The sequence below is a fragment of the Bradyrhizobium sp. AUGA SZCCT0182 genome (assembly GCF_018130185.1).
In the GTDB taxonomy this organism is placed as follows: Bacteria; Pseudomonadota; Alphaproteobacteria; order Rhizobiales; family Xanthobacteraceae; genus Bradyrhizobium.
Genome location: NZ_JAFCLY010000005.1, coordinates 55,857 through 78,913, shown reverse-complemented (window position 1 = coordinate 78,913; position 23,057 = coordinate 55,857). Strand labels below are relative to the sequence as shown.

At 64.0% G+C, this 23,057-nt stretch carries 20 protein-coding genes and 1 pseudogene; 14 read left to right on the top strand and 7 right to left on the bottom strand.

What is annotated here, in order from left to right; all coding sequences use genetic code 11:
• The first annotated feature begins 28 nt into the window (after positions 1-28).
• The 4 genes from JQ611_RS07765 to JQ611_RS07750 are packed head-to-tail and all read left to right on the top strand — an operon-like array spanning position 29 to position 2,185.
• Positions 29-778, top strand: a complete 750-nt coding sequence (locus tag JQ611_RS07765) for a F0F1 ATP synthase subunit A (protein ID WP_192735361.1) — start codon at positions 29-31, stop codon at positions 776-778.
• A 57-nt stretch (positions 779-835) separates the two neighbouring features.
• Entirely contained in the window at positions 836-1,066 is a 231-nt protein-coding gene (locus tag JQ611_RS07760; protein ID WP_192735362.1) for a F0F1 ATP synthase subunit C, read from the top strand.
• A 57-nt stretch (positions 1,067-1,123) separates the two neighbouring features.
• Entirely contained in the window at positions 1,124-1,696 is a 573-nt protein-coding gene (locus JQ611_RS07755; RefSeq protein ID WP_192735363.1) for a F0F1 ATP synthase subunit B', read from the top strand.
• Between the two features lie 3 nt (positions 1,697-1,699).
• Positions 1,700-2,185, top strand: coding sequence for an ATP F0F1 synthase subunit B (locus JQ611_RS07750; RefSeq protein WP_212265253.1), 486 nt, complete (start codon positions 1,700-1,702; stop codon positions 2,183-2,185).
• A 52-nt stretch (positions 2,186-2,237) separates the two neighbouring features.
• Here JQ611_RS07750 and JQ611_RS07745 read toward each other — a convergent pair whose 3' ends face one another.
• From JQ611_RS07745 to JQ611_RS07720, 6 genes are all read right to left on the bottom strand, one after another.
• Positions 2,238-2,888 carry a hypothetical protein gene (locus JQ611_RS07745; protein ID WP_212265254.1) on the bottom strand — a complete coding sequence of 217 codons (651 nt, stop codon included), beginning with the start codon at positions 2,886-2,888 and terminating at the stop codon, positions 2,238-2,240.
• A gap of 129 nt (positions 2,889-3,017) precedes the next feature.
• Entirely contained in the window at positions 3,018-3,605 is a 588-nt protein-coding gene (locus JQ611_RS07740; protein WP_212386404.1) for a GNAT family N-acetyltransferase, read from the bottom strand.
• A gap of 25 nt (positions 3,606-3,630) precedes the next feature.
• Positions 3,631-4,920, bottom strand: a complete 1,290-nt coding sequence (locus JQ611_RS07735) for a pitrilysin family protein (protein ID WP_212265255.1) — start codon at positions 4,918-4,920, stop codon at positions 3,631-3,633.
• Entirely contained in the window at positions 4,917-6,335 is a 1,419-nt protein-coding gene (gene thrC / locus JQ611_RS07730) for a threonine synthase (protein ID WP_212265256.1), read from the bottom strand. The genes JQ611_RS07735 and thrC overlap by 4 nt, the downstream gene beginning before the upstream one ends.
• Positions 6,336-7,382: 1,047 nt before the next feature.
• Positions 7,383-8,747, bottom strand: coding sequence for a hypothetical protein (locus JQ611_RS07725; RefSeq protein WP_212465077.1), 1,365 nt, complete (start codon positions 8,745-8,747; stop codon positions 7,383-7,385).
• 251 nt (positions 8,748-8,998) lie between these two features.
• On the bottom strand, positions 8,999-10,270 hold the full coding sequence (locus JQ611_RS07720; RefSeq protein WP_212465076.1) for an allantoate amidohydrolase: 1,272 nt from the start codon (positions 10,268-10,270) through the stop codon (positions 8,999-9,001).
• 419 nt (positions 10,271-10,689) lie between these two features.
• Between JQ611_RS07720 and JQ611_RS07715 the strand changes: the two genes are divergently transcribed.
• The 10 genes and pseudogenes from JQ611_RS07715 to JQ611_RS07670 all read left to right on the top strand — a co-directional run bounded on the left by JQ611_RS07715 (position 10,690) and on the right by JQ611_RS07670 (position 21,374).
• A complete protein-coding gene (locus JQ611_RS07715; protein WP_212465075.1) occupies positions 10,690-11,799 on the top strand; it encodes a BMP family ABC transporter substrate-binding protein in 1,110 nt (369 codons plus the stop codon).
• The gene (locus tag JQ611_RS07710) at positions 11,796-12,905 is read left to right on the top strand and encodes an ABC transporter permease (protein WP_212465074.1); all 1,110 of its coding nucleotides are present in this window, start codon (positions 11,796-11,798) and stop codon (positions 12,903-12,905) included. The genes JQ611_RS07715 and JQ611_RS07710 overlap by 4 nt, the downstream gene beginning before the upstream one ends.
• Complete coding sequence (locus tag JQ611_RS07705) at positions 12,905-13,831, top strand: ABC transporter permease (RefSeq protein ID WP_212385979.1); 927 nt, start codon at positions 12,905-12,907, stop codon at positions 13,829-13,831. Before JQ611_RS07710 ends, JQ611_RS07705 begins: the two co-directional genes overlap by 1 nt.
• A 13-nt stretch (positions 13,832-13,844) precedes the next feature.
• Positions 13,845-14,528, top strand: a complete 684-nt coding sequence (locus JQ611_RS07700) for a cysteine hydrolase family protein (protein WP_212465073.1) — start codon at positions 13,845-13,847, stop codon at positions 14,526-14,528.
• Positions 14,525-16,057, top strand: a complete 1,533-nt coding sequence (locus tag JQ611_RS07695; RefSeq protein WP_212465072.1) for an ABC transporter ATP-binding protein — start codon at positions 14,525-14,527, stop codon at positions 16,055-16,057. Before JQ611_RS07700 ends, JQ611_RS07695 begins: the two co-directional genes overlap by 4 nt.
• Before the next feature lie 9 nt (positions 16,058-16,066).
• On the top strand, positions 16,067-16,567 hold the full coding sequence (locus JQ611_RS07690) for a nucleoside deaminase (RefSeq protein ID WP_212385976.1): 501 nt from the start codon (positions 16,067-16,069) through the stop codon (positions 16,565-16,567).
• Positions 16,568-16,668: 101 nt separating this feature from the next.
• Positions 16,669-18,240: an ABC transporter ATP-binding protein gene (locus JQ611_RS07685; protein WP_212465071.1), complete on the top strand. Its 1,572-nt coding sequence runs from the start codon at positions 16,669-16,671 to the stop codon at positions 18,238-18,240.
• Complete coding sequence (locus tag JQ611_RS07680) at positions 18,224-19,315, top strand: ABC transporter permease (protein WP_212465070.1); 1,092 nt, start codon at positions 18,224-18,226, stop codon at positions 19,313-19,315. The genes JQ611_RS07685 and JQ611_RS07680 overlap by 17 nt, the downstream gene beginning before the upstream one ends.
• Positions 19,302-20,219 carry an ABC transporter permease gene (locus JQ611_RS07675; RefSeq protein ID WP_212268076.1) on the top strand — a complete coding sequence of 306 codons (918 nt, stop codon included), beginning with the start codon at positions 19,302-19,304 and terminating at the stop codon, positions 20,217-20,219. Before JQ611_RS07680 ends, JQ611_RS07675 begins: the two co-directional genes overlap by 14 nt.
• A 76-nt stretch (positions 20,220-20,295) precedes the next feature.
• A pseudogene (locus tag JQ611_RS07670) lies at positions 20,296-21,374 on the top strand (BMP family ABC transporter substrate-binding protein).
• Positions 21,375-21,599: 225 nt separating this feature from the next.
• Here JQ611_RS07670 and JQ611_RS07665 read toward each other — a convergent pair.
• A complete protein-coding gene (locus tag JQ611_RS07665; protein WP_212465069.1) occupies positions 21,600-22,949 on the bottom strand; it encodes an 8-oxoguanine deaminase in 1,350 nt (449 codons plus the stop codon).
• Positions 22,950-23,057 lie beyond the last annotated feature (108 nt).

The window sequence follows — 23,057 nt, the reverse complement described above, 5'->3', positions numbered from 1 at the left end:
CTAGGCCGGCGGACCAAGGCCCGCGCGGATGAAAATCGACCCGATTCATCAGTTCAACATCGAGCCCCTCTTCACGATCGGCCATATCGGCAATCAGACGATCGCCTTCACCAACTCGTCGCTCTACATGTTCATCGCGGTGGCGCTGACGGCGGTGCTGATGCTGGGTGGCGGGCGGCAGCTGGTTCCCGGCCGTTTCCAGTCGGTCGCCGAAATCTCCTACGAGTTCGTCGCCAGCACCATTCGCAGCACTGCCGGCTCGGAAGGCATGAAGTTCTTCCCGCTGATCTTCACGCTGTTCATGTTCATCTGCGTCTCGAACCTCGTCGGCATCATTCCCTACACGTTCACGATTTCGAGCCACATCATCGTGACCGCCGCGCTGGCGTTCCTGGTGTTCTTCACCGTGCTGTTCTACGGCATCTACAAGAACGGCCTCAAGTTCTTCAAGATTTTCGTACCCTCCGGCGTTCCGATCTACATCCTGCCGCTGGTCATGTTCATCGAAATCCTGTCGTTCTTCCTGCGGCCTGTTTCGCACAGCGTGCGTCTGTTCGCCAACATGCTGGCCGGGCACATCGCGCTGAAGGTGTTCGCGGGCTTCGTCGCGATGCTCGGCGTCTCGCTGGGCGCGGTCGGCTGGATCGGCGGCATCCTGCCGCTGGCGCTCACCGTCGCATTGACCGCGCTGGAACTGCTGGTCGCGTTCCTGCAGGCCTACGTGTTCGCGATCCTCACCTGCATCTACCTCAACGACGCCATTCATCCGGGACACTAAGCGGTCCGGAGAATTCCCACCCACAACTTCGTCTATCCCTCTAAGGAGCTCAAGAAAATGGAAGCATCAGCAGCAAAACTCATCGGCGCGGGCATCGCATGCATCGGCATGGGCGGCGCGGGCGTCGGCGTGGGCATCATCTTCGGCAACTACCTCGCCGCAGCGGTGCGCAATCCTTCCGCAGCCCAGGGCCAGTTCGGCAACCTGATCTTCGGCTTCGCCGTGACCGAAGCGCTCGGCATTTTCTCGCTGCTGATCGCGCTGCTGCTGCTGTTCGTTCCGCTCTGAGCTGCACCTTCCCGCGCCGCCCTCCGGCGGCGCGCATGACAGCAACAGGAGTACCCCGTGGCTGAAAAAAGTCAGGGCGCCCCCGCCAAGGGCCAGAAGACCGGCGCCCACACCGAAGCCGATGGTGGCCATCACGGCGGAGGATTTCCTCCGTTCGAGTCGAGCACCTTCGCTTCGCAGCTGGTGTCGCTGGTCATCGCGTTCGTCGCGCTTTATCTGATCGTGTCGCGCATTGCGCTGCCGCGCGTCGGCGGCGTGATCGATGCACGTCAGAACGCGATCGAAGGCGATCTGGCCGCAGCGCAGAAGCTGAAGGACGAGTCGGCCGCGGCGCTGAAGGCGTATGAAGCCGACCTGGCTTCGGCGCGTTCCCGCGCCCAGGCCATCGGCGCCGAGACCCGCGAGAAACTGAACGCGGCCTCGGAAGCCGAGCGCAAGACGCTGGAAGACCAGCTCTCCGCCAAGCTCGCCCAGGCCGAGAAAACCATCGCGGCAACGCGCGAGACCGCCATGAGCAACGTCCGTGGCATTGCCGCGGATGCGGCCGGCGCGATCGTGCAGCGGCTGACCGGCGTGCTGCCCGACGGCGGCGCGTTGAACAGCGCCGTCGATGCTTCGTTGAAGGGATAGATGATGTTCGCCCTGCCAGAAACCTGGGTTGCCATTGCGTTCGTCATCCTGATGGCGCTGTTTGCCTATCTCGGCATCCATCGCACGGTGTTCAAGGCGCTCGACCATCGCGCCGAACGCATCAAGGCCGAACTCGACGACGCCCGCCGCCTGAAGGACGAGGCCGCCGCATTGCTCGCGGAATACAAGACCAAGCGCAGCAGCGCCGAGCGTGAGGCCGAGGAAATCATCTCCAACGCCAAGGCCGAAGCCGAGCGGATCGCGGTCGAAGCCAAGGCCAAGATGGAAGACTTCGTCGCCCGCCGCACCAAGACCGCCGAGAGCAAGATCGCCCTCGCCGAAGCACAGGCGCTCGCCGACGTCCGTTCCGCCGCGGCCAATGCCGCAGTCGCCGCAGCGTCGACCATCCTGTCGCAGTCGGTGAAGGGCTCGGTGGCCGATGACCTGATGGCCAAGGGTATCGCCGAGGTTCGCGCCAAGCTGAACTGAGCGGTTTCAAATCAAGAGACGGAAGCCGGCGCGATCATTTCGCGCCGGTTTTTTATTGCGTGGGCGCCGCCTTCTTGCGCGGCGCCGGCCGCTCCGGCTTCAGGGCCTGCGGGTCGAAGCCGATGTAGAAGATGTAGTTGTCGCTGGTCCCGGGCGCAGGCACCGGATAGACCAGATCTTCGGCCACCAGCGTAAAGGGCTCGCTCCCGGTCTCGGTCATGGTGACCGTGGTCTGATAGGCCTTGGTGGCGATGGTCTTTTCGCTGATCCCGCCCTGCACCACCGCGACGCGAAGCGGAACCTGCACCGACGGCGGCGCGCCGGCAGGACCTGCAATGACGCGCCCCTGAATCCCGATCCGCGCGGTGATGACGCCGCCATTGAGGCTGCATTCCCGCGCCGTCTTGCCGATGGTCGCCTGGAAGCGCAAATCATTGCCGACCGGCTGCTTGCCGGGCGCGGCCACGGCATAGGTCGACGCGCCGGCCCTGACCCTCACCTCCGGACAGGTGAGGTCGCCGATATCCTGTTCAGCTTTCGGCGCTGCGCCCGGGGCCGGGGCCGGCTCGTCCGACTTGCCGCCGAACAGGCCCTTGAAGCGGTCGGTCAGCGACTGCGCCGACGCAGGCTGCGCGAGGCCGCAGCCGAGCCCGGCCACGACCGTGGCCGCGAGCGCTACCCTGAACAACCGATCATTACCCATGCGACGTCCCCGGTATCCACGTCATCTCGAAGTTATCTTCCCCCGGCGGGCCTTATAGCAGGCCAATGGCGGCGAACCCAAGGCCACCTGAAGGCGCGTGAAGCACCCGGCAAGGCCTGAAATCATGGGTTAACCGCGGAAATCCTCATGCAGCATGCCGAACAGCAGATGGTCCTGCCAGACGCCGTTGATGCACAGATAGCGCCGCGCCAGCCCCTCGCGGGTAAAGCCGCATTTCTCGAGCACCCGGATCGAGGGCGTATTGGTGGGAATGCAGGCGGCCTCGATACGGTGCAAATTGAGCTCGCCGAACAGCGACGGCAGCAGCACCCGCAGCGCCGTCGTCATGTAACCGCGATGGGCATGGGGCTGGCCGACCCAATAGCCGATGGTGCCGGCCTGCACGATGCCGCGGCGGACATTGGCCAGCGTGATGCCGCCGATCATGGTGCCATCAGATTCGCGGAAAATGATGAACGGATAGGACCGGTCGGCCGCGATATCCTCGGCATAGCGCCGCAGCCGCCGCCGGAAGCCGGCCCGGGTGAGGTCATCCGACGGCCAGATCGGCTCCCACGGCGTCAGATAGGCCCGGCTCGATTCGCGCAATTGCGCCCATTGCAGGAAATCCGCCATCTGCGGGGCGCGCAGCAACAGGCCGTGGCCGCGCGGCATGAGTGCGGCCGGTCCGCTGGATGGCAACCGAAACAGGGCCATGCCCTAACTCCCAGAACGCTCTCCTTCAGTGGAGCAGCGTCTTTGCCTTCACCTTGGTCAATCCTTCCGCAAAAGTCACCGCCGTGTCCAGACCCCTGCCGCTGCCGAGCGCCACGACCGCCGGCCGGCTGCGCGAAAGCAGGCCCCGTGCGGCATTGCGGGTCGATTCCACGCTGACCGCGTCGATCCGGGCGACCAGCTCCTCCGCCGTCAGCGGCCGGCCGTAAGCGAGCATATGGCGGGCCAGCTGCTCGGCACGGGAGGAACAGCTTTCCAGCGCCATCAAGAGCCCCGCCTTCATCTGCGCCTTGGCGCGGGCGATCTCGGCCTCGGTCAGGGTTTCCACCGCGTCGTTGATGACGTCGACGATCACTTCCATCATTTCCGGCGCATCGTTCGGATCGGTGCCGGTATAGAGGCCGAAAAACCCGGTGTCGCTATAGGGCGCATGGAAGGTGTAGATCGAGTAGCACAGCCCGCGCTTCTCGCGCACTTCCTGGAACAGCCGCGACGACATCCCGCCGCCGAGCGTGTTGGTGAACACCTGCAGCGAGAACAGCGACAGGTCGGTCTGCGGCACGCCCTCGAGCGCCAGCGTCATATGCGCCTGTTCGAGGTCGCGATGCACCACGCGCGAGCCGCCCTTGCCGAACATCGCTGCTTGCGGTTTCGGCGCCGGCGTTGCTTCAAAACTCGCAAAGCGCTGCGTCACTTCCTCGACGACGCGCTTGTGATCGACGGCGCCCGCCGCCGCCACCACCATGTCGGGCCCGCGATAATGCCTGGTCAGATAGCCGCGCAGCATGTCGCGATCGAATTTCTTCAGCGTCTTGGTGGTGCCGAGCAGCGACCGCCCCATCGGCTGGTCCGGATAGCAGAGCTCGTTGAGATGCTCGAACACGACGTCATCGGGCGTATCCTGCGCCGCGCCGATTTCCTGGGCGATGACGCCCTTCTCGCGCTCGAGTTCATCTGGCACGAAGGACGGATTGGCGAGGATGTCGGAGAGCACGTCGAGCGCCAGCGGCACGTCGGCCTTCAGCACCCGTGCATAATAGGCGGTGGTCTCGGTCGAGGTCCCCGCATTGAGGTCGCCGCCAACCGCTTCGATCTCTTCCACGATCTCGCGCGAGGAGCGCCGCGTGGTGCCTTTGAATGCCATGTGTTCGAGCAGATGCGAGATGCCGTGCTCGTCGGGCTTTTCGTCGCGACCGCCGACGCCGGCCCACACGCCAAGTGCGGCGGTCTCCAGATGGGGCATGCTATCGGTAATGACGGTAAGGCCGGATGCTAGCTTGGTGACGTCAACACTCATCCGGCAACTCCCTGCTTCGCGGCACGGCTCACCGAGCGCACGAATCGCTCCACTTCGGCTGAATCGTTTTTCATCACCGTGATGTGTTCAGATTTGGTCATCAGGCCGTCGAGCCAGGCCGGCAATTGCGGTCGCACGCCGCAGGCCGCCTCGACCGCATCGGGGAATTTGGCCGGATGCGCGGTCGACAGCACGATATTGGGGATCTTCGAATCCGAGGTGTCGCGGTCGGCCACCGCCAGCGCCACCGCGGTATGGGGATCGACGAGGTCGCCGGCCTCGCGCCAGGCGGCGCGGATCGTGGCCGCGGTTTCGGTCTCATCGGCGCGGCCGGCGTCGAACTCCTCGCGGATCGCGGCCAGCGTCGCATCCGGCAGCACGAAGCGCCCGGACTGTTTCAGCGAACCCATAAGCCGCCGCACGCTGGCGGCATCGCGTTGACCAGCCTCGAACAGCAGCCGCTCGAAATTCGAGGACACCTGGATATCCATCGAGGGCGACGCGGACGCATGGACCTCGCGCACCTCGTAGATGCCGGTCTTCAGCGTGCGCGGCAGGATGTCGTTGATGTTCGACGCGATGCGCAACCAGCGGATCGGCAGGCCCATTTTCTTGGCGGCGTAGCCGGCAAAGATATCGCCGAAATTCCCGGTCGGCACCGTGAAATCGACCGTGCGCGCCGGCGCGCCGAGCGCCACCGCCGAGGTGAAATAATAAACCACCTGCGCAACCACCCGCGCCCAGTTGATCGAATTGACACCCGACAGCGAGACCGCATCGCGAAAGCCGTGATGATTGAACATCTCCTTCACGATCGCCTGGCAGTCGTCGAAATTGCCTTCGATCGCCAGCGCGTGCACGTTGGCCGCGCCCGTCGTCGTCATCATCCGCCGCTGCACGTCGGAAATCCGGCCATGCGGAAACAGCACGATCAGATCGACATTGTCGAGACCGGCAAAGGCGTCGACCGCGGCGCCGCCGGTATCGCCCGAGGTCGCCACGACGATGGTGGTGCGCTGCGCGCGCTTGGCCAGCACGTGATCCATCAGCCGCGAGATCAACTGCATCGCGACGTCCTTGAACGCGAGCGTCGGGCCATGGAAAAGTTCGAGCACGAACTGGCTGGAGCCGGTCTGCCGCAACGGCACCACCGCGGGATGGCGGAACGTGGCGTAGGCTTCATTGGCCATGCGGCCGAGATCGGCGTCGGAGATCTCGCCGCCGGCGAACGGCCGGATCACCTCGACCGCGACTTCCCAATAGGGCCGTCCGAAAAATCCGGCGATGGTCTCGGGCGAAAGCTGCGGCCAGGTTTCAGGCACATAGAGACCGCCGTCGCGGGCAAGCCCGGTCAGCATCACATCGCAAAAACCCAGGGTGGGAGCTTCCCCCCGCGTCGAAATATACCGCGTCAAACCGCCCTCCAAAGGCGTCAGCTTCCGCTAACCCTTTGATATCTGTGAATTATTACCCTTCGCCAACGACAAAGCGCGCGGCACCTTAAAGCGTTTTCGCTCCTTGTGAAATGCCGCAATGGCGAAAAGGTGAGTGCGGGGGGAGGCTTGCGCCATCCGGCGGTTACATTCTGGTGAAGCGCGCATTCTGCTAAATGTCGTCCCGGCGAACGCCGGGACCCATACGCCGCGGCGGTTATTTTGCAAAAGGTATCTAACGTCAGCGCTCTCACCGATGGGCCGCGGCGTATGGGTCCCGGCTCAAGGCCGGGACGACGTGGATAAGCATCGCAAAACATGCATTCGCGTTCTCGCGGCGCGATGCGCCCGAGCTTTGCCGGAAACTTCCCGCCCTCTCATTGAGAGGGCGCAGGGAAGACCGGGTGCGCGCTGCACCCGCGGTCTCGCGTGCGGTTTGCACAAAACAAAGTGCACACGAGCATACAGGGCAGCGGAGAACACCCGGCCTTCCCTGCGCAATGGCTTTACGGCTTATGCCGTGATCTCCCCGGAGACGAGTTCTTGGTTGACTCCGTCACCGCCGGTTCAGCTCACGCTTAGCCGACGGCTTGACGCCAGCAACGGGCGCCAGGACCACACGGTTTTGCCGTACGCTCATCCACGCCGTCGTCGAGGCGTAAACCAGCGTCCACCGCAACCCGCCCAACGTCCGTGACGACGGCCGACGCCCTTCTGAGTAGGACGGGATGGCCAAACACATATCCCTGATTTTACTTCTGGTAAACAGAAATATTTTTTATTTTGGGGCTTGACACGATTTCCGTAAATCGTAAGTGATTTGCCCGTCGGGCTGTTTTGTCGCACTCGGCCGTCATTGCGAGCGGAGCGAAGCAATCCATAGAGCGGCAAACGAAAGATGAATTGCTTCGTCGCTTCGCTCCTCGCAATGACGGAAGAGGTCCGTAGGGTGGGTAGAGCGCAGCGAAACCCACCAAATCCACCACCCGCAAGGCGATGGGTATCGCTACGCTCCACCCATCCTACGAGTTAGCTCCCCAGCAGCGACGTCCCGAACGCGCGCTGCCAGACCGTCAGGAAGCGTGGAAACCAGGAGTGCGCGACGGCGCTCTGATAGGCCCAGGTGCGATATTTGAGGCCTTTTTCGGAAATCAGTTCCTGATATCCACCGTGGGTTTCGGTCACGGTGCGAATGTCACGCAGGATATCGCGCGCATAGGCCCGATAGGTCTCGGTGCCGGAGCATTCGTCGTGATCCAGCATGCGATCGGCGAATTCGACGTTGAAGGTCGGCCAGGACGAACGGCCCTGATAGGCCGGCGCCGCAATCTTGTGAATGAGCTTGTTCAGCGGATTATCGGCGGACACCAGAAAGTGCGATGTATTCGGGACTCGAAATCGCGGCTCGGCAAGGATGAAGTCGGTAGTGGCCGCGAACAGCGCGCGTTCTTCCGCGTCGTTCAAATCCCAAAACCCCTGATGCACATTCACGAAATCGAGCGCGATGGAATAAACCGGCGCCTGCTGCCGGGAGTCGAGGGAATGACTGATATAGCCGTGCCTGCCGAACAGCAGCAGGAGCTCCTTCTTGTACTGTGACAGCGCGCGTCCAAGCAGCTGCTCCAGCTCAGTTTGCTCGATGATCCCAAGCTTGATACCGCGCAGGAACGTCGCATAGACGCAGGCATTGGTGACGAACCGCCGGCGTTCGGCACGGGTATCGGTCGCCGCAGAACGGGGCCCGCTGACGTCGCACAGCAGCGCTGTCAGACCCTTGTCATCGAAGCGTTCCAGCGCTCCGGCGAGCATGAATATCTCCCGCTTCAAGTCGGCGCGATACTCCGCGAGCAACAGGCGGCCGGCATGCGCGCCTTGCGACATCGCCAGATACGAAGCCGGTCGTTGCTCGGCGGAGAGCAGTTGCTCCAGCCCTGCAAGGATGCCGAGCAGCGTATCCGACGGCCTCGAGAAATAGTTGATGCCGATGTAGCGGTTGCGCCCCGCAGGCACGATCGTCGTGGTGACGACGCCGGCGCGAACGGCTTCCAGCATCAGCCGGACGCTTTTCTCGAGCAGGCGAACCCTGCGCACGGCATCCTGGGAATCCATGATGGTCTCGGGATCGAGGACATCAGGATAGAACCAGGCAAAGTCGCGCGGATAATACGCAGAGGCGTGCGGCGCCCCGGTAACCAGAAAGGCTTCCTCTTCCGCAAACGCCGCATTCATCGAATGCCGGTACAGCTCTTCGATGCCTGCCGACAAATGATATTTTCGGAGGAAGCGATCACCGAGAAAATTGACGGCCTGAATGCTGTTGGCGACAAGGCTCGCCAACATGCCTTGATGAAATCGGTATCCGCGATGCGATGAAAATGTGATCTGGCTGTTCATGGGCGGGAGAGGAGCTGTCCGGCGTGTCTGATATCACGCGTTGGTACTCCGAACATCACGATTCGTCTCTCCGCAACAGCGCGGGGGCGAAATGTCATCTAACTGTCATGTAGCCCCACGTCGTCCCGGCGAAGGCCGGGACCCATAACCACCGGCAACAATTGTTTTTGCACGCAGGACGTTATCTTCCTTTTACAGCAACAAGGGCCGCGGCGTATGGTCCCGGCTCAAGGCCGGGACGACGACGTCAATTATGCTTCCCTCGGCCTGAAATTCTCCACCAACCTTAGCAGCACCCTCGCCCCTGCATCGGCATCAGCGAGTTCGACATGCTCCGCCGGGTTGTGGCTGATGCCGCCGCGGCAGCGAACGAACAGCATGGCGACGTCTGATATATCGATCATTGCCATGCCGTCATGCCCGGCGCCGCTCGGCAGTTCGAACACGCCAAAACCTTCGGCGGCGACGGCGTCTGCGACCTGCGCTTTGAGCCAGGGCGCGCAGGGCACGGTGCGGTTTTCGTGGGTGACGTCGAGCTGCAGCGCGAGATTGCGGCGTTTGGCTGTCGCTTCGATGCGGCGCACGATGTCGGCGAGGGCCATCTTGCGGTGCGGATCTGATGGCGCGCGGATGTCGAGCGTGAAGGAAACGAGGCCGGGGATCACGTTGGTGGCGCCGGGCATCGCGTCGATATAGCCGACGGTACCGACGAGGCCGGCCGCATCGGTCTTGCAGAACTCCTCCACCATGCAGATGCATTCGGCGGCGCCCGCCAGCGCATCGCGCCGGAACGCCATCGGCACGGTGCCGGCATGACCGGCCATGCCGGTCAGTTTTGCTGCCAGCCGCGTGGCACCCGCGATCGCGGTGACGACGCCGACCGGCAGATTGTTCTCTTCCAGTACCGGCCCCTGCTCGATGTGCAGTTCGACATAGGCATGGAGTTCGCGGCGGGTCCGCGCGGCCGCGCCGATGTGCTCGGGATCGAGGCCGAATGTGACCATCGCATCGCGCATCGAGATGCCGGCATGGTCGCGTGAATTGAGCGCGCTCTCCACAAAGGTGCCTGCGAGCGCCCGGCTGCCGAGCAGGGTCGAGGCGAAGCGCACGCCCTCCTCATCCGCAAAGCCGACGACTTCGACCGCGAACGGCAGCCGCCGCCCGCGTTTGTTCAGATCCGCGACGCAGGAGATCGCCGTGATCAGGCCGAGCGGGCCGTCCCATTTGCCGGCATCGCGCACGGTGTCGTAATGCGAGCCCAGCATGAGGCACGGCAGGCCCGGCCGGTCGCCTTCGTAGCGGCCGCAGACATTGCCGATGGCGTCGAGATGCGCGGCCATGCCGGCCTCGCGCATCCATGACAGAATGAGATCGGCGGCGGCGCGGTGCTCGGGCGAAAGGAATATCCGCGCCAGATGCTCCGGCGTCTCGGAGATCGCCGCGAGTTGGTTGATCCGGCCGACGATTTCATCGCCAAGCGCTGCCGGCTTAGGTCCGCTGCTGACCACTTCTGTCTTGCTCATGCTTTTCCTGTACAGCGCCGCGTCGTTTCCAGCGCCGGCCGATCGATACACATTCAATGCCGGCGGTATCGACGCAAGCCGCGGGCCCCTGACTGGTAGCAGCCTCAATTCGCCTGACCAGCCGGCAAGGCAAGAAATCCGCCGCCAATTCGGCCGGCTGACGGCTCTGCTGGATCTAACAATTGCTTAACGACCTTGCATACAATGATGAAATGCCGCCTAAAAAATAGACATTTCGGCCCTGCACAAATTTTACCTGACGGGCAACGTCCCCGGATAATTCAATCTACTCATTAGCTTATGCAGGAATGCCCGCGGCGCACGCTCTGGCATGAAGATTGCGACATCCCTCCCCGGGCCCGCCGCATCGGCGCGGCCCACGAAATAGGGGGCGGTCCAACCGCCAGAGGGAGCAGCACATGGAATTTGGCAGGATTTCACGACGGCATCTGTTGCAGGGCGGTGCGGCGCTGACACTCGGCACCGCTTTCGGCGCGGGCGCCGCGCGCGCAGCCGGCACCACCATCGGGTTCGTCTATGTCGGGTCGCGCGACGACTACGGTTACAACCAGGCCCACGCGCAGGGCGCCGCGGCGCTGAAGAAGATGCCCGGCCTCAAGGTGATCGAGGAAGAAAAGGTCCCCGAAACCGACGCGGTCGAGAAGACCATCGAGTCCATGATCAACCTCGACGGCGCGTCGCTGCTGTTCCCGACCTCGTTCGGCTACTACAACCCGCACGTCATCAAGATGGCGAAGAAGTTTCCGAAGCTGCGCTTCGAGCATTGCGGCGGCCTGTGGAGCGAGAAAGACCCGACCAATGCCGGCAGCTATTTCGGCTATATCGACGAGGCCCAGTATATTTCCGGCATCGTTGCCGGCTACTCCACCAAGAGCGGCAAGCTCGGCTTCGTCGCGGCGAAACCGATCCCGCAGGTGCTGCGCAACATCAACGCCTTCACACTCGGCGCAAGACTAGCCAACCCGAAGGCGACCACGCAGGTGATCTTCACCGGCGACTGGTCGATGCCGGTCAAGGAAGCCGAAGCCACCAACAGCCTGATCGACCAGGGCGTCGACGTTCTCACCTGTCACGTCGACGGCCCCAAGACCATGGTCGAGAACGCCGCGCGCCGCGGCGCGATGGTGTGCGGCTATCACGTCAACCAGTCGCCGCTGGCGCCGAAGGCCTATCTCACCGGCGCGGAGTGGAACTGGGAAGCGCTGTATCCGAAATTCGTCAAGATGATCGCGGCCGGAGAGACCATTCCGAACTTCTATCGCGGCGGCCTCAAGGAAGAGATCGTCAAGTGCTCACCCTATGGCGAGGCGGTCTCGGCCGAGGCGCGCAAGCATGCCGACGACATCAAGGCCAAGCTCGTCGCCGGCAACTACACCATCTTCAAGGGCCCGATCATGGACAACAAGGGCAACGCGGTCATTACATCAGGCACCGATCGCGGCCAGACGGATCCTGAACTCGAGAAGATGAACTATCTGGTGGAAGGCGTGCTCGGAGCCACTTCGTGACAACAGGTTCGGCGGATCCGGCGGAGGCGGTCGGCGTTGCGCCGGCCGCCGATTCCGGCTTCCTCCAACGCTACGGCGCGACCATCGAATATATCCTGATCCCGGGCGCGGCGCTGGTCGGCGCGCTCGCGACCTTCGGGCTATTCGTGGCGCTGTTCGGCAAGAACCCGCTCGATCTCTATTTCTACATGTACCAGGGCGCATTCGGCACCTGGTTCTCCTGGCAGAACACGCTGACGCGCGCCGCGCCCCTGATCCTGACCGCGTTGTGCACGGCGCTGCCGGCGCAACTCGGCATGGTGATCATCGGCGGCGAAGGCGCGCTGCTCATTGGCGCGCTGTCGGCGACCTCAGTCGCATTGGCGATGCCGTGGGCCTCGCCGTTCGTGGTGCAAACCGCGATGGTGTGCGCCGGCGTGATCGGCGGCGGTCTCTGGATCACGCTCGCGGGCGCGCTCCGGCAATATCGCGGCGTCAACGAGACGATCTCGAGCCTGCTGCTGGTCTATATCGGGCTTGCGGTGCTCAACCATCTGGTCGAGGGCGCGATGCGCGACCCTGCCAGTCTTAACAAGCCCTCGACCCGCGAAATCGGCGCGGCCAACATGATCGGCAGCATTCCCGGCACCGACGTCCATTGGGGGCTGGCGTTCGGCCTGGTCGCGGCGTTCGCGTCCTATATCCTGATCTATCACACCGTGTTCGGCTTCTCGGCGCGCGTTGCCGGCGGCAACATCCGCGCGGCGAAAATCGTAGGCCTCGGCGTCAACAAGCTGATCCTGACCATCTGCTTTCTCGCCGGCGGCGCTGCCGGCATTGCCGGCATGGTCGAAGTCGCCGCCGTGCAGGGCCGCACCAACGCCAATCTCGCGGCCGGCTATGGTTTTACCGGCATCCTCGTCGCCTTCCTGGCGCGGCATAATCCACTGGCGATCATTCCCGTGGCGATCCTGCTTGGCGGCATCAGCGCCAGCGGCGGGCTCTTGCAGCGCCGGCTCGGATTGCCTGATGCATCCGTATTGGTGCTGCAAGGCATCATCTTCGTGTTCGTGCTGGCGAGCGACGCGCTGTACGGCCGGATCGGCTTCCTGAAAGGAAAATCCTGATGGCGGATGGATCGCTCGGACTCTGGACCGTCCCCCTCGCCGTATTCGGCGGCGCCATCCGCGTCTCGACGCCGTTTCTGTTCGTGAGTCTTGGCGAATGCATCACCGAACGTTCCGGCCGCATCAACCTCGGCCTCGAAGGCACGCTGGTGATGGGCGCGATGAGTGCCTATGGCATCTCCTATCTCAGTGGCTCGCCATGGCTCGGCGTGCTCGCCGCCGGGATCACCGGTGCGATGCTGGGCGCGCTGCATGCCGGCATCTGCTCGCTGCCGCGCGTCAATGACATCGCGGTCGGCATCGCGCTGATGCTGTTCGGAACGGGCCTCGCCTTCTATCTCGGCAAGCCGCTGATCGAACCGACCGCGGCACGATTGCCGGCGATCGATTTCGGCTGGTGGAGCGATGTGCCGCAGGTCCGCGCCGCCTTGCGGATCAACGTGCTGTTCCTGATCGGCATCGCGTTGGCGCCGATATTGTACTGGGCGTTCAAGACCACGCGCTGGGGCCTGCTGATCCGCACCGCCGGCGAAAGTTCGGATGCCGCCCGCGCCATGGGCTATTCGGTGCTGGCGATCCGGCTGCGCGCGACGATGGTCGGCGGCTTTCTGTCCGGGATCGGCGGCTCGTTCCTGTCGTTGTTCTATCCCGGCAGCTGGAACGAGGGCCTGTCCTCCGGCCAGGGCATCACGGCCGTGGCGCTGGTGATCTTCGCGCGCTGGGACCCGATGCTGTGCCTGTGGGCGTCGCTGGCGTTCGGCGGCGCCGCGGCGCTGGGACCGGCGCTGCAATCGGTCGGCGTCACCTCGGGCTATCATCTGTTCAACGCCGCGCCCTACATTCTGACGCTGGCGATCATGATCATCACCTGTTCACCGAAGCGCACGCTGACCGGCGCGCCGGCCGAATTGTCCATCACCCGATAAGCGAGAACGTGCCATGCCCGAGCGCTATATCACATCCGAACCCTATGCCTGGCCCTACAACGGCGATCTGCGCCCGCAAAACACCGCGCTCGTCATCATCGACATGCAGACCGATTTCTGCGGCGTCGGCGGCTATGTCGACAAGATGGGCTATGATTTGTCGCTGACCCGCGCGCCGATCGAGCCGATCAAGAAACTTCTTTCGGTGATGCGCGCGCAGGGCTTTCACATCATCCACACCCGCGAAGGCCATCGTCCTGACCTCACCGACCTGCCCGCCAACAAGCAGTGGCGCTCGCGGCAGATCGGCGCCGGGATCGGCGACCCCGGCCCGTGCGGCCGCGTGCTGGTGCGCGGCGAGGCCGGCTGGGAGATCATTCCCGACCTGGCGCCGCTGCCTGGCGAGCCCATCATCGACAAGCCCGGCAAGGGATCGTTCTGCGCCACTGATCTCGAGCTGATGCTGCGGCTGCGCGGCATCGAGAACCTCGTGCTGACCGGCATCACCACCGACGTCTGCGTCCACACCACGATGCGCGAAGCCAACGACCGCGGCTTCGAATGCGTGTTGATTGAGGATTGCTGCGCCGCCACCGACAAGAGCAACCACGACCACGCGCTGAAGATGATCAAGATGCAGGGCGGCGTGTTCGGCGCGGTCGCAACCTCGGGCGCGTTCATCAAGGCCGTGTCATGATCATCGGCGAGACACCGCTTCCCGAAGGCCCGCTCGGCGTCGACGCGGTCGCGGTGACCATGAAGTTTGGCGACTTCCTTGCGCTCGACAATGTCGCACTGAAGGTGCAGCCGGGTTCGTTCCACGCGCTGCTCGGCGAGAACGGCGCAGGAAAAAGCACGCTCGTCAAATGCATCATGGGTTACTATCACGCGACCGAGGGCGACATTCTGGTCGGCGGGCGCGAGCAGGCGATCGCCAACCCCAAGGATGCGCACGCGCTCGGGCTCGGCATGGTCTACCAGCACTTTACACTCGTGCCGGCGATGACGGTCGCCGAGAATCTCGTGCTGGCGCGCGATGACGTTCCTGCTGTCGTCAACTGGGCCAAGGAAAAGCAGGAGCTGGAAGCGTTTCTGGCGCGGATGCCGTTCAAGGTGCCGCTCAACGCCAGGGTCTCCGACATTTCCGCCGGCGAACGCCAAAAGTGCGAGATTTTAAAACAGCTCTATCTGAAGCGGCGCTTTCTCATCCTCGACGAGCCGACTTCGGTACTGACGCCGGGCGAGGCCGACGAGGTGCTCGGCATGCTGCGCGACATGGTCGTGAACGGCGGCCTGACCATCCTGATGATCACGCATAAATTCCGCGAGGTGATGGCGTTCGCCGACGAGGTGACGATCCTGCGCCGCGGCAAGCTCGCCGGCAACGGCAAGGTCGCCGATCTCACGCCCGACAGCATGGCGCGGATGATGATCGGCGCCGAGGAACTGACGGTTCAGCCGCCGCGCGTCGGACAATTGGGCGAGGCGCGGCTGGAACTGAGCAAACTTTGTGCGATCGACGATGCCGGCGCGGTCGCGGTCCACGACGTCTCGCTCACCGTTCGCGGCGGCGAGATCGTCGGCATCGCCGGCGTCTCCGGCAACGGCCAGCGGCAACTGGTCGAGGTACTGGCCGGACAGCGCGAGGCCGAGAGCGGCGAGGTTCGTGTTCGCGGCGATCTCTATTCAGCGAGCCGCGAGGAAATGCGCCGGCACAGGATGTCGCTGCTGCCGGAGGAGCCGCTGAAGAATGCCTGCGTCGGCGGCATGAGCGTCGCCGACAACATCGCGTTCCGCGAGTTCGACCGCGCACCGTTCGCCACGCGCGGCTGGTGGCTCAATCGCTCCGCGTTCCGAAAAGATGCCGAGCGCAAGATCGGGCTGTACAAGATCAAGACCCGCTCGCCGGACACGCCGATCTCGGCGCTGTCGGGCGGCAATGTGCAGCGCGCGGTGCTGGCGCGCGAACTCGGCGGCGAGGTCGAGGTGCTGATCGCCGCCAATCCCTGCTTCGGGCTCGATTTCGCCGCGGTCGCCCAGATCCATGCCGAGATCATGGCGGCGCGCAACCGCGGCGCCGCGGTGCTTTTGGTCAGCGAGGACCTCGACGAACTCCTCGAATTGTCGGATCGTCTGGTGGTGATGTTCCACGGACAGTTCGTCCATGAAGCCCGCGCCAGCGAGGCCGATCTCACCGAGATCGGGCGGCATATGGCCGGGCACTGACAGGCATTGATGGCGGATATCGCTGCGCTAACCCAACCAGAGCTCGACGCGCATTTCCTGCGCCTGTCGTTCGACGTGGCCCGCCGCGCCATGACCCACGGCAATCATCCCTTCGGTGCCCTGCTCGTCGATGCGAACCGAAAAGTGCTGCTCGAGGCCGAGAACGGCTACATGCCCTCCCATGACGGCACGGCGCATGCGGAACGTTTGCTGGCGACCCAGGCCTGTACCACGATTGATGCCAACATCCTGCGCGGCGCCACGCTCTATTCATCGGCCGAGCCCTGCGCGATGTGCGCTGGTGCGATCTACTGGGCCGGCATCGGCCGACTGGTTTACGGCCTCAGCGAACATCGCTTGCGGGAATTGACCGGCAACCATCCGGAAAATCCGACCCTCGACCTGCCGTGCCGGGAAGTGTTCGGCAGCGGCCAGCGATCGACCGAAGTGGTCGGCCCGCTGCTCGAGGACGAGGCCGCGGTGGTTCATGCCGGGGTGTGGAAAAAGTAGCCATTCAAGGTTGCTCAAAGAAAATCGCGCCTGCTACTTACGCGCGGGTTTAAACTAGCCCAGTATTGAGGCATCCATTCCCCGGGGACGCGTGAGTACGAATGCCGGATACGACGCCTGCCGTGCAGCACACGGGCGCCACACCGCTGCTCCAGACGGTGGGCCTGACCAAGCGCTATGGCACGCTCCTCGCCAACGAGGCTGTCGACATCGATATCTGGCCGCAGCAAATCCACGCGCTGCTCGGCGAAAACGGCGCGGGCAAATCGACGCTGGTCAAAACCGTCTATGGATTGATCCAGCCGAGCGAAGGCGAAATGCGCTGGCAAGGCGAGCAGATGGTTCTGTCCGGACCATCGGACGCCCGCGCGCGCGGCATCGGCATGGTGTTCCAGCATTTCTCGCTGTTCGACAATCTCACCGTTGCGGAAAACGTCGCCCTCGGGCTCGACGGCAAGGAATCCTTCAAGGACATGTCGGCGCGCCTTGAGGAAGTATCCCGTGTCTACGGGCTTCCGCTCAATCCCAAACGCGAGGTCTGGCAATTGTCGGTCGGCGAACGCCAGCGCATCGAGATCGTGCGCGCGCTGATGCAGAACCCGAAATTCCTGATCCTCGACGAGCCGACCGCGGTGCTGACGCCGCAGGAGGCCGATCAGCTCTTCATCGTGCTCGACCGTCTCAAGGCGGAGGGGTGCGCGATCCTCTATATCAGCCACAAGCTCGCAGAGGTGAAACGGCTCTGCGACACCGCTACCATCCTGCGCGACGGCAAGAAGGTATCGACCTGCAATCCCAAAGCGGAGACCGCGGCTTCGCTCGCGCGCATGATGGTCGGCGGCGAGATCGGGCGAGTGAAGGCTGCCGCCAACCGGCAAACGAACGTGCCGAGGCTGGTCGTCAACGACCTCACCCTCGCGCCGGACGATCTCCACGGCGTACGGCTGCAGCACATCTCGTTCGAACTCAGGGGTGGTGAAATCCTCGGCATCGCCGGCGTGGCCGGTAACGGCCAGGACGAGCTTTTTGCCGCGCTGTCGGGGGAACGTCTGGCGCAGGACCCCGGCACGGTGGTGATTGACGGGCGTGCCGCCGGGCACCTGTCGATCACGCAACGCCGCAAGCTCGGCGCGGCCTTCGTTCCCGAGGAAAGGCTCGGACACGCCGCCGCGCCGCGCATGAAGTTGTCAGAGAATGCGCTGCTGACCGGCCATGCGGCCTCCGGCATGGTCCAGCACGGCTTCGTCAACACCGCAGCAATGCTGAAAACCGTCGACCGCGCCACCGAGGCGTTCGACGTGCGCAAGGCCAGGCGCGATCCGGAAGCCGCCAGCCTCTCCGGCGGCAATCTGCAGAAATTCATCGTCGGCCGCGAAATCCTGCGTAGTCCTGCCGTGCTGGTTGTGAGCCAGCCCACCTGGGGCGTCGACGCCGGCGCTGCCGCCGTGATCCGCCAGGCCCTGCTCGATCTCGCTGCCTCCGGCGCGGCGGTGCTGGTCACGAGCCAGGATCTCGACGAGCTCACCGAGATCACCGACCGCATCGCCGTGATGTTCCACGGCCATCTGTCGGAGCCGATGGCGACGGCGGATGCGAGCCGCGAGAAGCTCGGCCTGTTGATGGGTGGAAGCACATTGGAGCAAAAGGAAGCGGCGCATGCAGCTGGTGCTTGAAAAGCGCGCCGAGCGGTCGAGCGCGATCGCGCTGATCTCGCCGCTGATCGCGATCGGCCTGACGCTGGTGACCATGAGCATCCTGTTTGCGATGCTCGGCAAGAACCCGATATCTGCGCTCGGCGTCTACTTCATCGCTCCCCTCGTCGACGGCTATTCGCTGCAGGAGATCGCGGTGAAGGCGACTCCCCTGGTGATGATCGCGATCGGCCTGTCGCTGTGCTATCTCGCCAATGCCTGGAACATCGGCGCCGAAGGGCAATTCCTGATCGGCGCCGTCGCCGGCAGCTGGCTCGCCGTCAAGACCCAGGGCACCGACGCCGGCCCCTGGGTATTGCCGGCGATGCTGCTGCTCGGGGCTGTCGGCGGCGCGCTCTATGGCCTGATCCCGGCGATCTGCAAGGTCCGGTTCGGCGCCAGTGAAATCCTCACCAGCCTGATGCTGGTCTATGTCGCCGACCTGCTGCTCGATTACCTGGTGCGCGGTCCGTGGCGCGATCCCAAGGGCTTCAACTTCCCGACCACCGCCGAGTTCGATCCGGTCGCGACCGTGCCTGTCCTGATCGAGGGCGGACGGCTGCACCTTGGCGGCGTCATTGCGCTTGTCGTGGTCGCGGCGGGTGCGGTGCTGCTCGCCAAGACCATCAAGGGTTTTGAGATCCGCGTTGTCGGCGCCGCGCCCCGCGCCGCACGTTTCGGCGGCTTCAATTCCAACCAGCTGATCCTGCTGGCCTTCGCGATTTCAGGCGCGCTGGCGGGCATGGCCGGGATCATCGAGGTCGCAGGGCCCGTCGGACATCTGCAACCCGGCATCTCGCCCGGCTACGGTTTCACCGCGATCATCGTCGCGTTCCTGGGACGGCTGAACCCGATTGGAATATCAATTGCAGGACTTTTCCTCGCACTCACCTTCATCGGCGGCGAGCAGGCGCAGATCGCAATGAAAATCCCGTTGGACGTCACCAAGGTGTTCCAGGGCATTCTGCTGTTCTTCGTGCTCGCCTGCGACTCCCTCATTCTCTACCGGTTCAAACTCGTCTTCGCGTCACCAAAGGTGTCCCGTGGGGCTCATTGAGGCCATCATCCTTGCGGTGCTGGCGGCCTCCACGCCGCTGCTGCTGGCTGCGACCGGCGAACTCGTGACCGAACGCGCCGGCGTACTCAACCTCGGCGTCGAAGGCATGATGATCGTGGGCGCGGCCTGCGGCTTCGGCGGCGCCTGGCTGTCCGGTTCGGTCATCATCGGCGCGCTGTGCGGCATCGGCGCCGGCGTGCTGATGTCGCTGATCTTCGCGCTGATGACGCTGGGCCTTGCGGTCAACCAGGTCGCAACCGGCCTCGCGCTGACCATCCTCGGCGTCGGCCTTTCCGGCCTGATCGGCTCCCGCTTCGTCGGCGAAAAGATTTCGCTGGCGCCGCATCTGTATATTCCCGGCCTCACCGACATCCCGCTGGTCGGGCGCATCCTGTTCGGCGAGGACGCCTTCGTGTACCTCTCGCTCGCGCTCGTGATTGGCGTCTGGTTCTTCCTGTACAAGACGCGGACCGGGCTGATCCTGCGCGCCGCCGGCGACAACCACACGTCAGCGCATGCGCTCGGCTATCCCGTGCTCAGGATCCGGATGTTCGCGGTGATGTTCGGCGGCGCCTGTGCTGGTTTGGCCGGCGCCTATCTGCCGCTCGCCTACACACCGTTCTTCATTCCGGGCATGACTGCCGGGCGCGGATGGATCGCGCTGGCGCTGGTCGTGTTCGCCTCATGGCTGCCGGGGCGCCTCGTAATCGGCGCCTATCTGTTCGGCGCGGTGACGATCCTGCAGCTTCATGCGCAGGGCTGGGGCGTCGGCGTGCCGTCGCAATTGATGTCGGCATTGCCGTATCTTGCGACCATCATCGTCCTTGTCCTGATTTCGCGTGCACGAACCGGGGGCTCGACCGCGCCTGCGGCGCTCGGGACCGTGTTCGTGCCCGACCGGTAACATGCCCGAAGCGCGCGCGACGGGGCGCTGCGCATCGGGAAGAGTGCGTCCACCCGTCAGTGAAACGGAGAGATCCATGAAAAAGATTCTGATCGCAGCAACCGCAGCGGTGCTCGCCACCGGCGCTGGCCTCCTCAGTGCTTCCGCCGCCGACAAACTCAAGATCGGATTCATCTATCTCGGCCCGGTCGGCGATCTCGGTTGGACCTATCAGCATGACCTCGGCCGCCTCGAGATGGTCAAGGAATTCGGCGACAAGGTCGAAACCACGTTCCTGGAGAACGTCAGCGAAGGCCCGGACTCCGAACGCTCGATCGAGCAGCTGGCGCGCGCCGGCAACAAGCTGATCTTCACCACCTCGTTCGGCTACATGGAGCCGACGCTGAAGGTCGCAAAAAAGTATCCGAACGTGCATTTCGAGCACGCCACCGGCTACAAGCGCGACAAGAACCTGGCGACCTATTCAGGACGGTTCTACGAGGGCCGCTACATCCAGGGCATCATCGCCGCCAAGATGTCGAAATCGGGCGTGCTCGGCTATATCGCCTCGTTCCCGATTCCCGAAGTGATCTCCGGCATCAACGCCACCATGCTCGGCGCGCAGACCATCAATCCCAACATCAAGGTCAAGATCATCTGGGCCAACACCTGGTTCGATCCCGGCAAGGAAGCCGACGCCGCCAAGGCGTTGATCGACCAGGGCGCCGACATCATCATGCAGCACACGGATAGCCCCGCCGCGATGCAGGTCGCCGCCGAGCGCGGCAAGCTGGCGTTCGGCCAGGATTCCGAAATGATCAAGTTCGGCCCGAAGGCGCAGCTCACCTCGACCATGAACAATTGGGGCCCTACTATATCCAGCGCGTCAAGGCCGAGCTCGACGGCACCTGGAAGTCGGAAGATTTCTGGGGCGGCCTGAAGAGCAAGCTCGTCGTGATGGCGCCCTACACCAACATGCCCGACGACGTGAAGAAACTGGCAATGGACACCGAAGCCGCCATCATCGAAGGCAGACTGCAGCCGTTCAAGTGCCCGATCGTCGGCCAGGACGGCAAGGAAGTCGAATGCAAGGGCGGGACGCATCTCGACGACGGTCAGGTGCTCGGCATGAACTTTTACGTGAAGGGCATCGACGAGAAGATTCCGGGGAAGTGAGGGGTGGCCTTTCACCTCTCCCCGCTCTTCGCGGGGAGAGGTCGGATCGCCCTTGCGATCCGGGTGAGGGGCGAGGCACATTGTCTCCACGTTGACGCTTTCGGAAGACTGCGCTCGCAAGACAATTCGCATCCGACTTGGGGAGAGAGCCCCTCACCCCAACCCTCTAAGAGCGAGCTTCGCTCGTCTCGACCCCGCAAGCGCGGGGCGAGGGAGCGCACCGCCTCACCCCGCATGCATCGCGCGGGCGGCGGCGCTGTGGCGGCGGATCAGGTCCGGCACGTCGAGGCCGGGGATCGCACCGTCAGTCACTACCCACTTGCTCGCGACCATCACGCGATCGGCGCGGTGCGCGCCGCATAGCACCAGCGCGGCCAGGGGATCGCCGTGGCCGGAGAAACGCAGTTCGTCGAGCTTGAACAGTGCGAGATCGGCCGCCTTTCCGACTGCGATCTCGCCGAGCTCGGGACGGCCGACGCAGGCCGCCGAGCCCCTGGTGGCCCAGCGCAGCGCGTCCCTGTGGCTGACGCGGCCGACGCCGTAGCGGGCCCGTTGCAAGAGAAACGCGGCGCGTACTTCCTGCATCAGGTTGGACTCGTCGTTCGAGGCCGAGCCGTCGACGCCGAGGCCGATCGAAACCCCCGCCTCTTCCATCTCGCAGACCGGGCAGCAGCCGGAGGCAAGAGTCTGGTTACTGCAGGCGCAATGCGTAATCGCGGTGTTGGCCTTGCCCAGCCGCTTCATTTCCGAGGCGTTGAAGTGGATGCCGTGCGCCAGCCAGGTCCGCGCATTGAGCCAGCCGCATTGTTCGAGATAATCGAGCGGCCGGCAGCCATGCATCTGCTCGCAGAACTTGTTCTCGTCCTCGGTCTCGGCCAGATGGGTGTGCAGGCGAACGTCGAGTTTATCCGCTAGCGTGGCGGTCGCCCGCATCAGCGAGCTCGTCACCGAAAACGGCGAGCAAGGCGCCAGCGCGATCTGCACCATCGCATCCTCGCCGCGCTGGTGGTGTTTTGCCACCACGCGCGCGCTGTCGGCCAAGATCGTGTCCTCGTCCTGCACCACGCTGTCGGGTGGCAGGCCGCCATCCTTTTGCGAGCGGTCCATTGAGCCGCGCGTCAGCAGCACGCGAATGCCAAGGCGCTGCGCGGCGGCGACCTCGATATCGATGGCATCCTCGAGGCCTGCCGGAAACACGTAATGATGATCGGTGGTGGTGGTGCAGCCCGACAGCAGCAGTTCCGACATCGCCACGGTGACGCCGAGATGCAGCGATTCCGGCGTCAGCCGCGCCCAGACCGGATAGAGGGCCTGCAACCACGGAAACAGCTCGCGATCGAGCGCCGCCGGCAGCGCCCGGGTCAGGGTCTGGTAGAAGTGATGATGGGTGTTGATCAGCCCCGGCAGCACGACATGGGCGCCGGCATCATAGACGGCGGTATCTGATGTCGCGGGTTCCCGGCCGCGCGGCACCAGTTCGACGATCTTGCCGCCGCGGACCACAACGCCGCGCTCGGCGCCGTCGGCGAAAATAGAGAGCGGATCCTTGATCCATATCGCCTGCGTTTGGTCCATGATCCCACCTGATTTGCGGAAGGCGCCGTTGCGAACTTCCACCTTCACCAATGCAAAGACCATCCCAACGGCATTGGCAATTGGCGCTGGTCTTGCAACACTTCATAA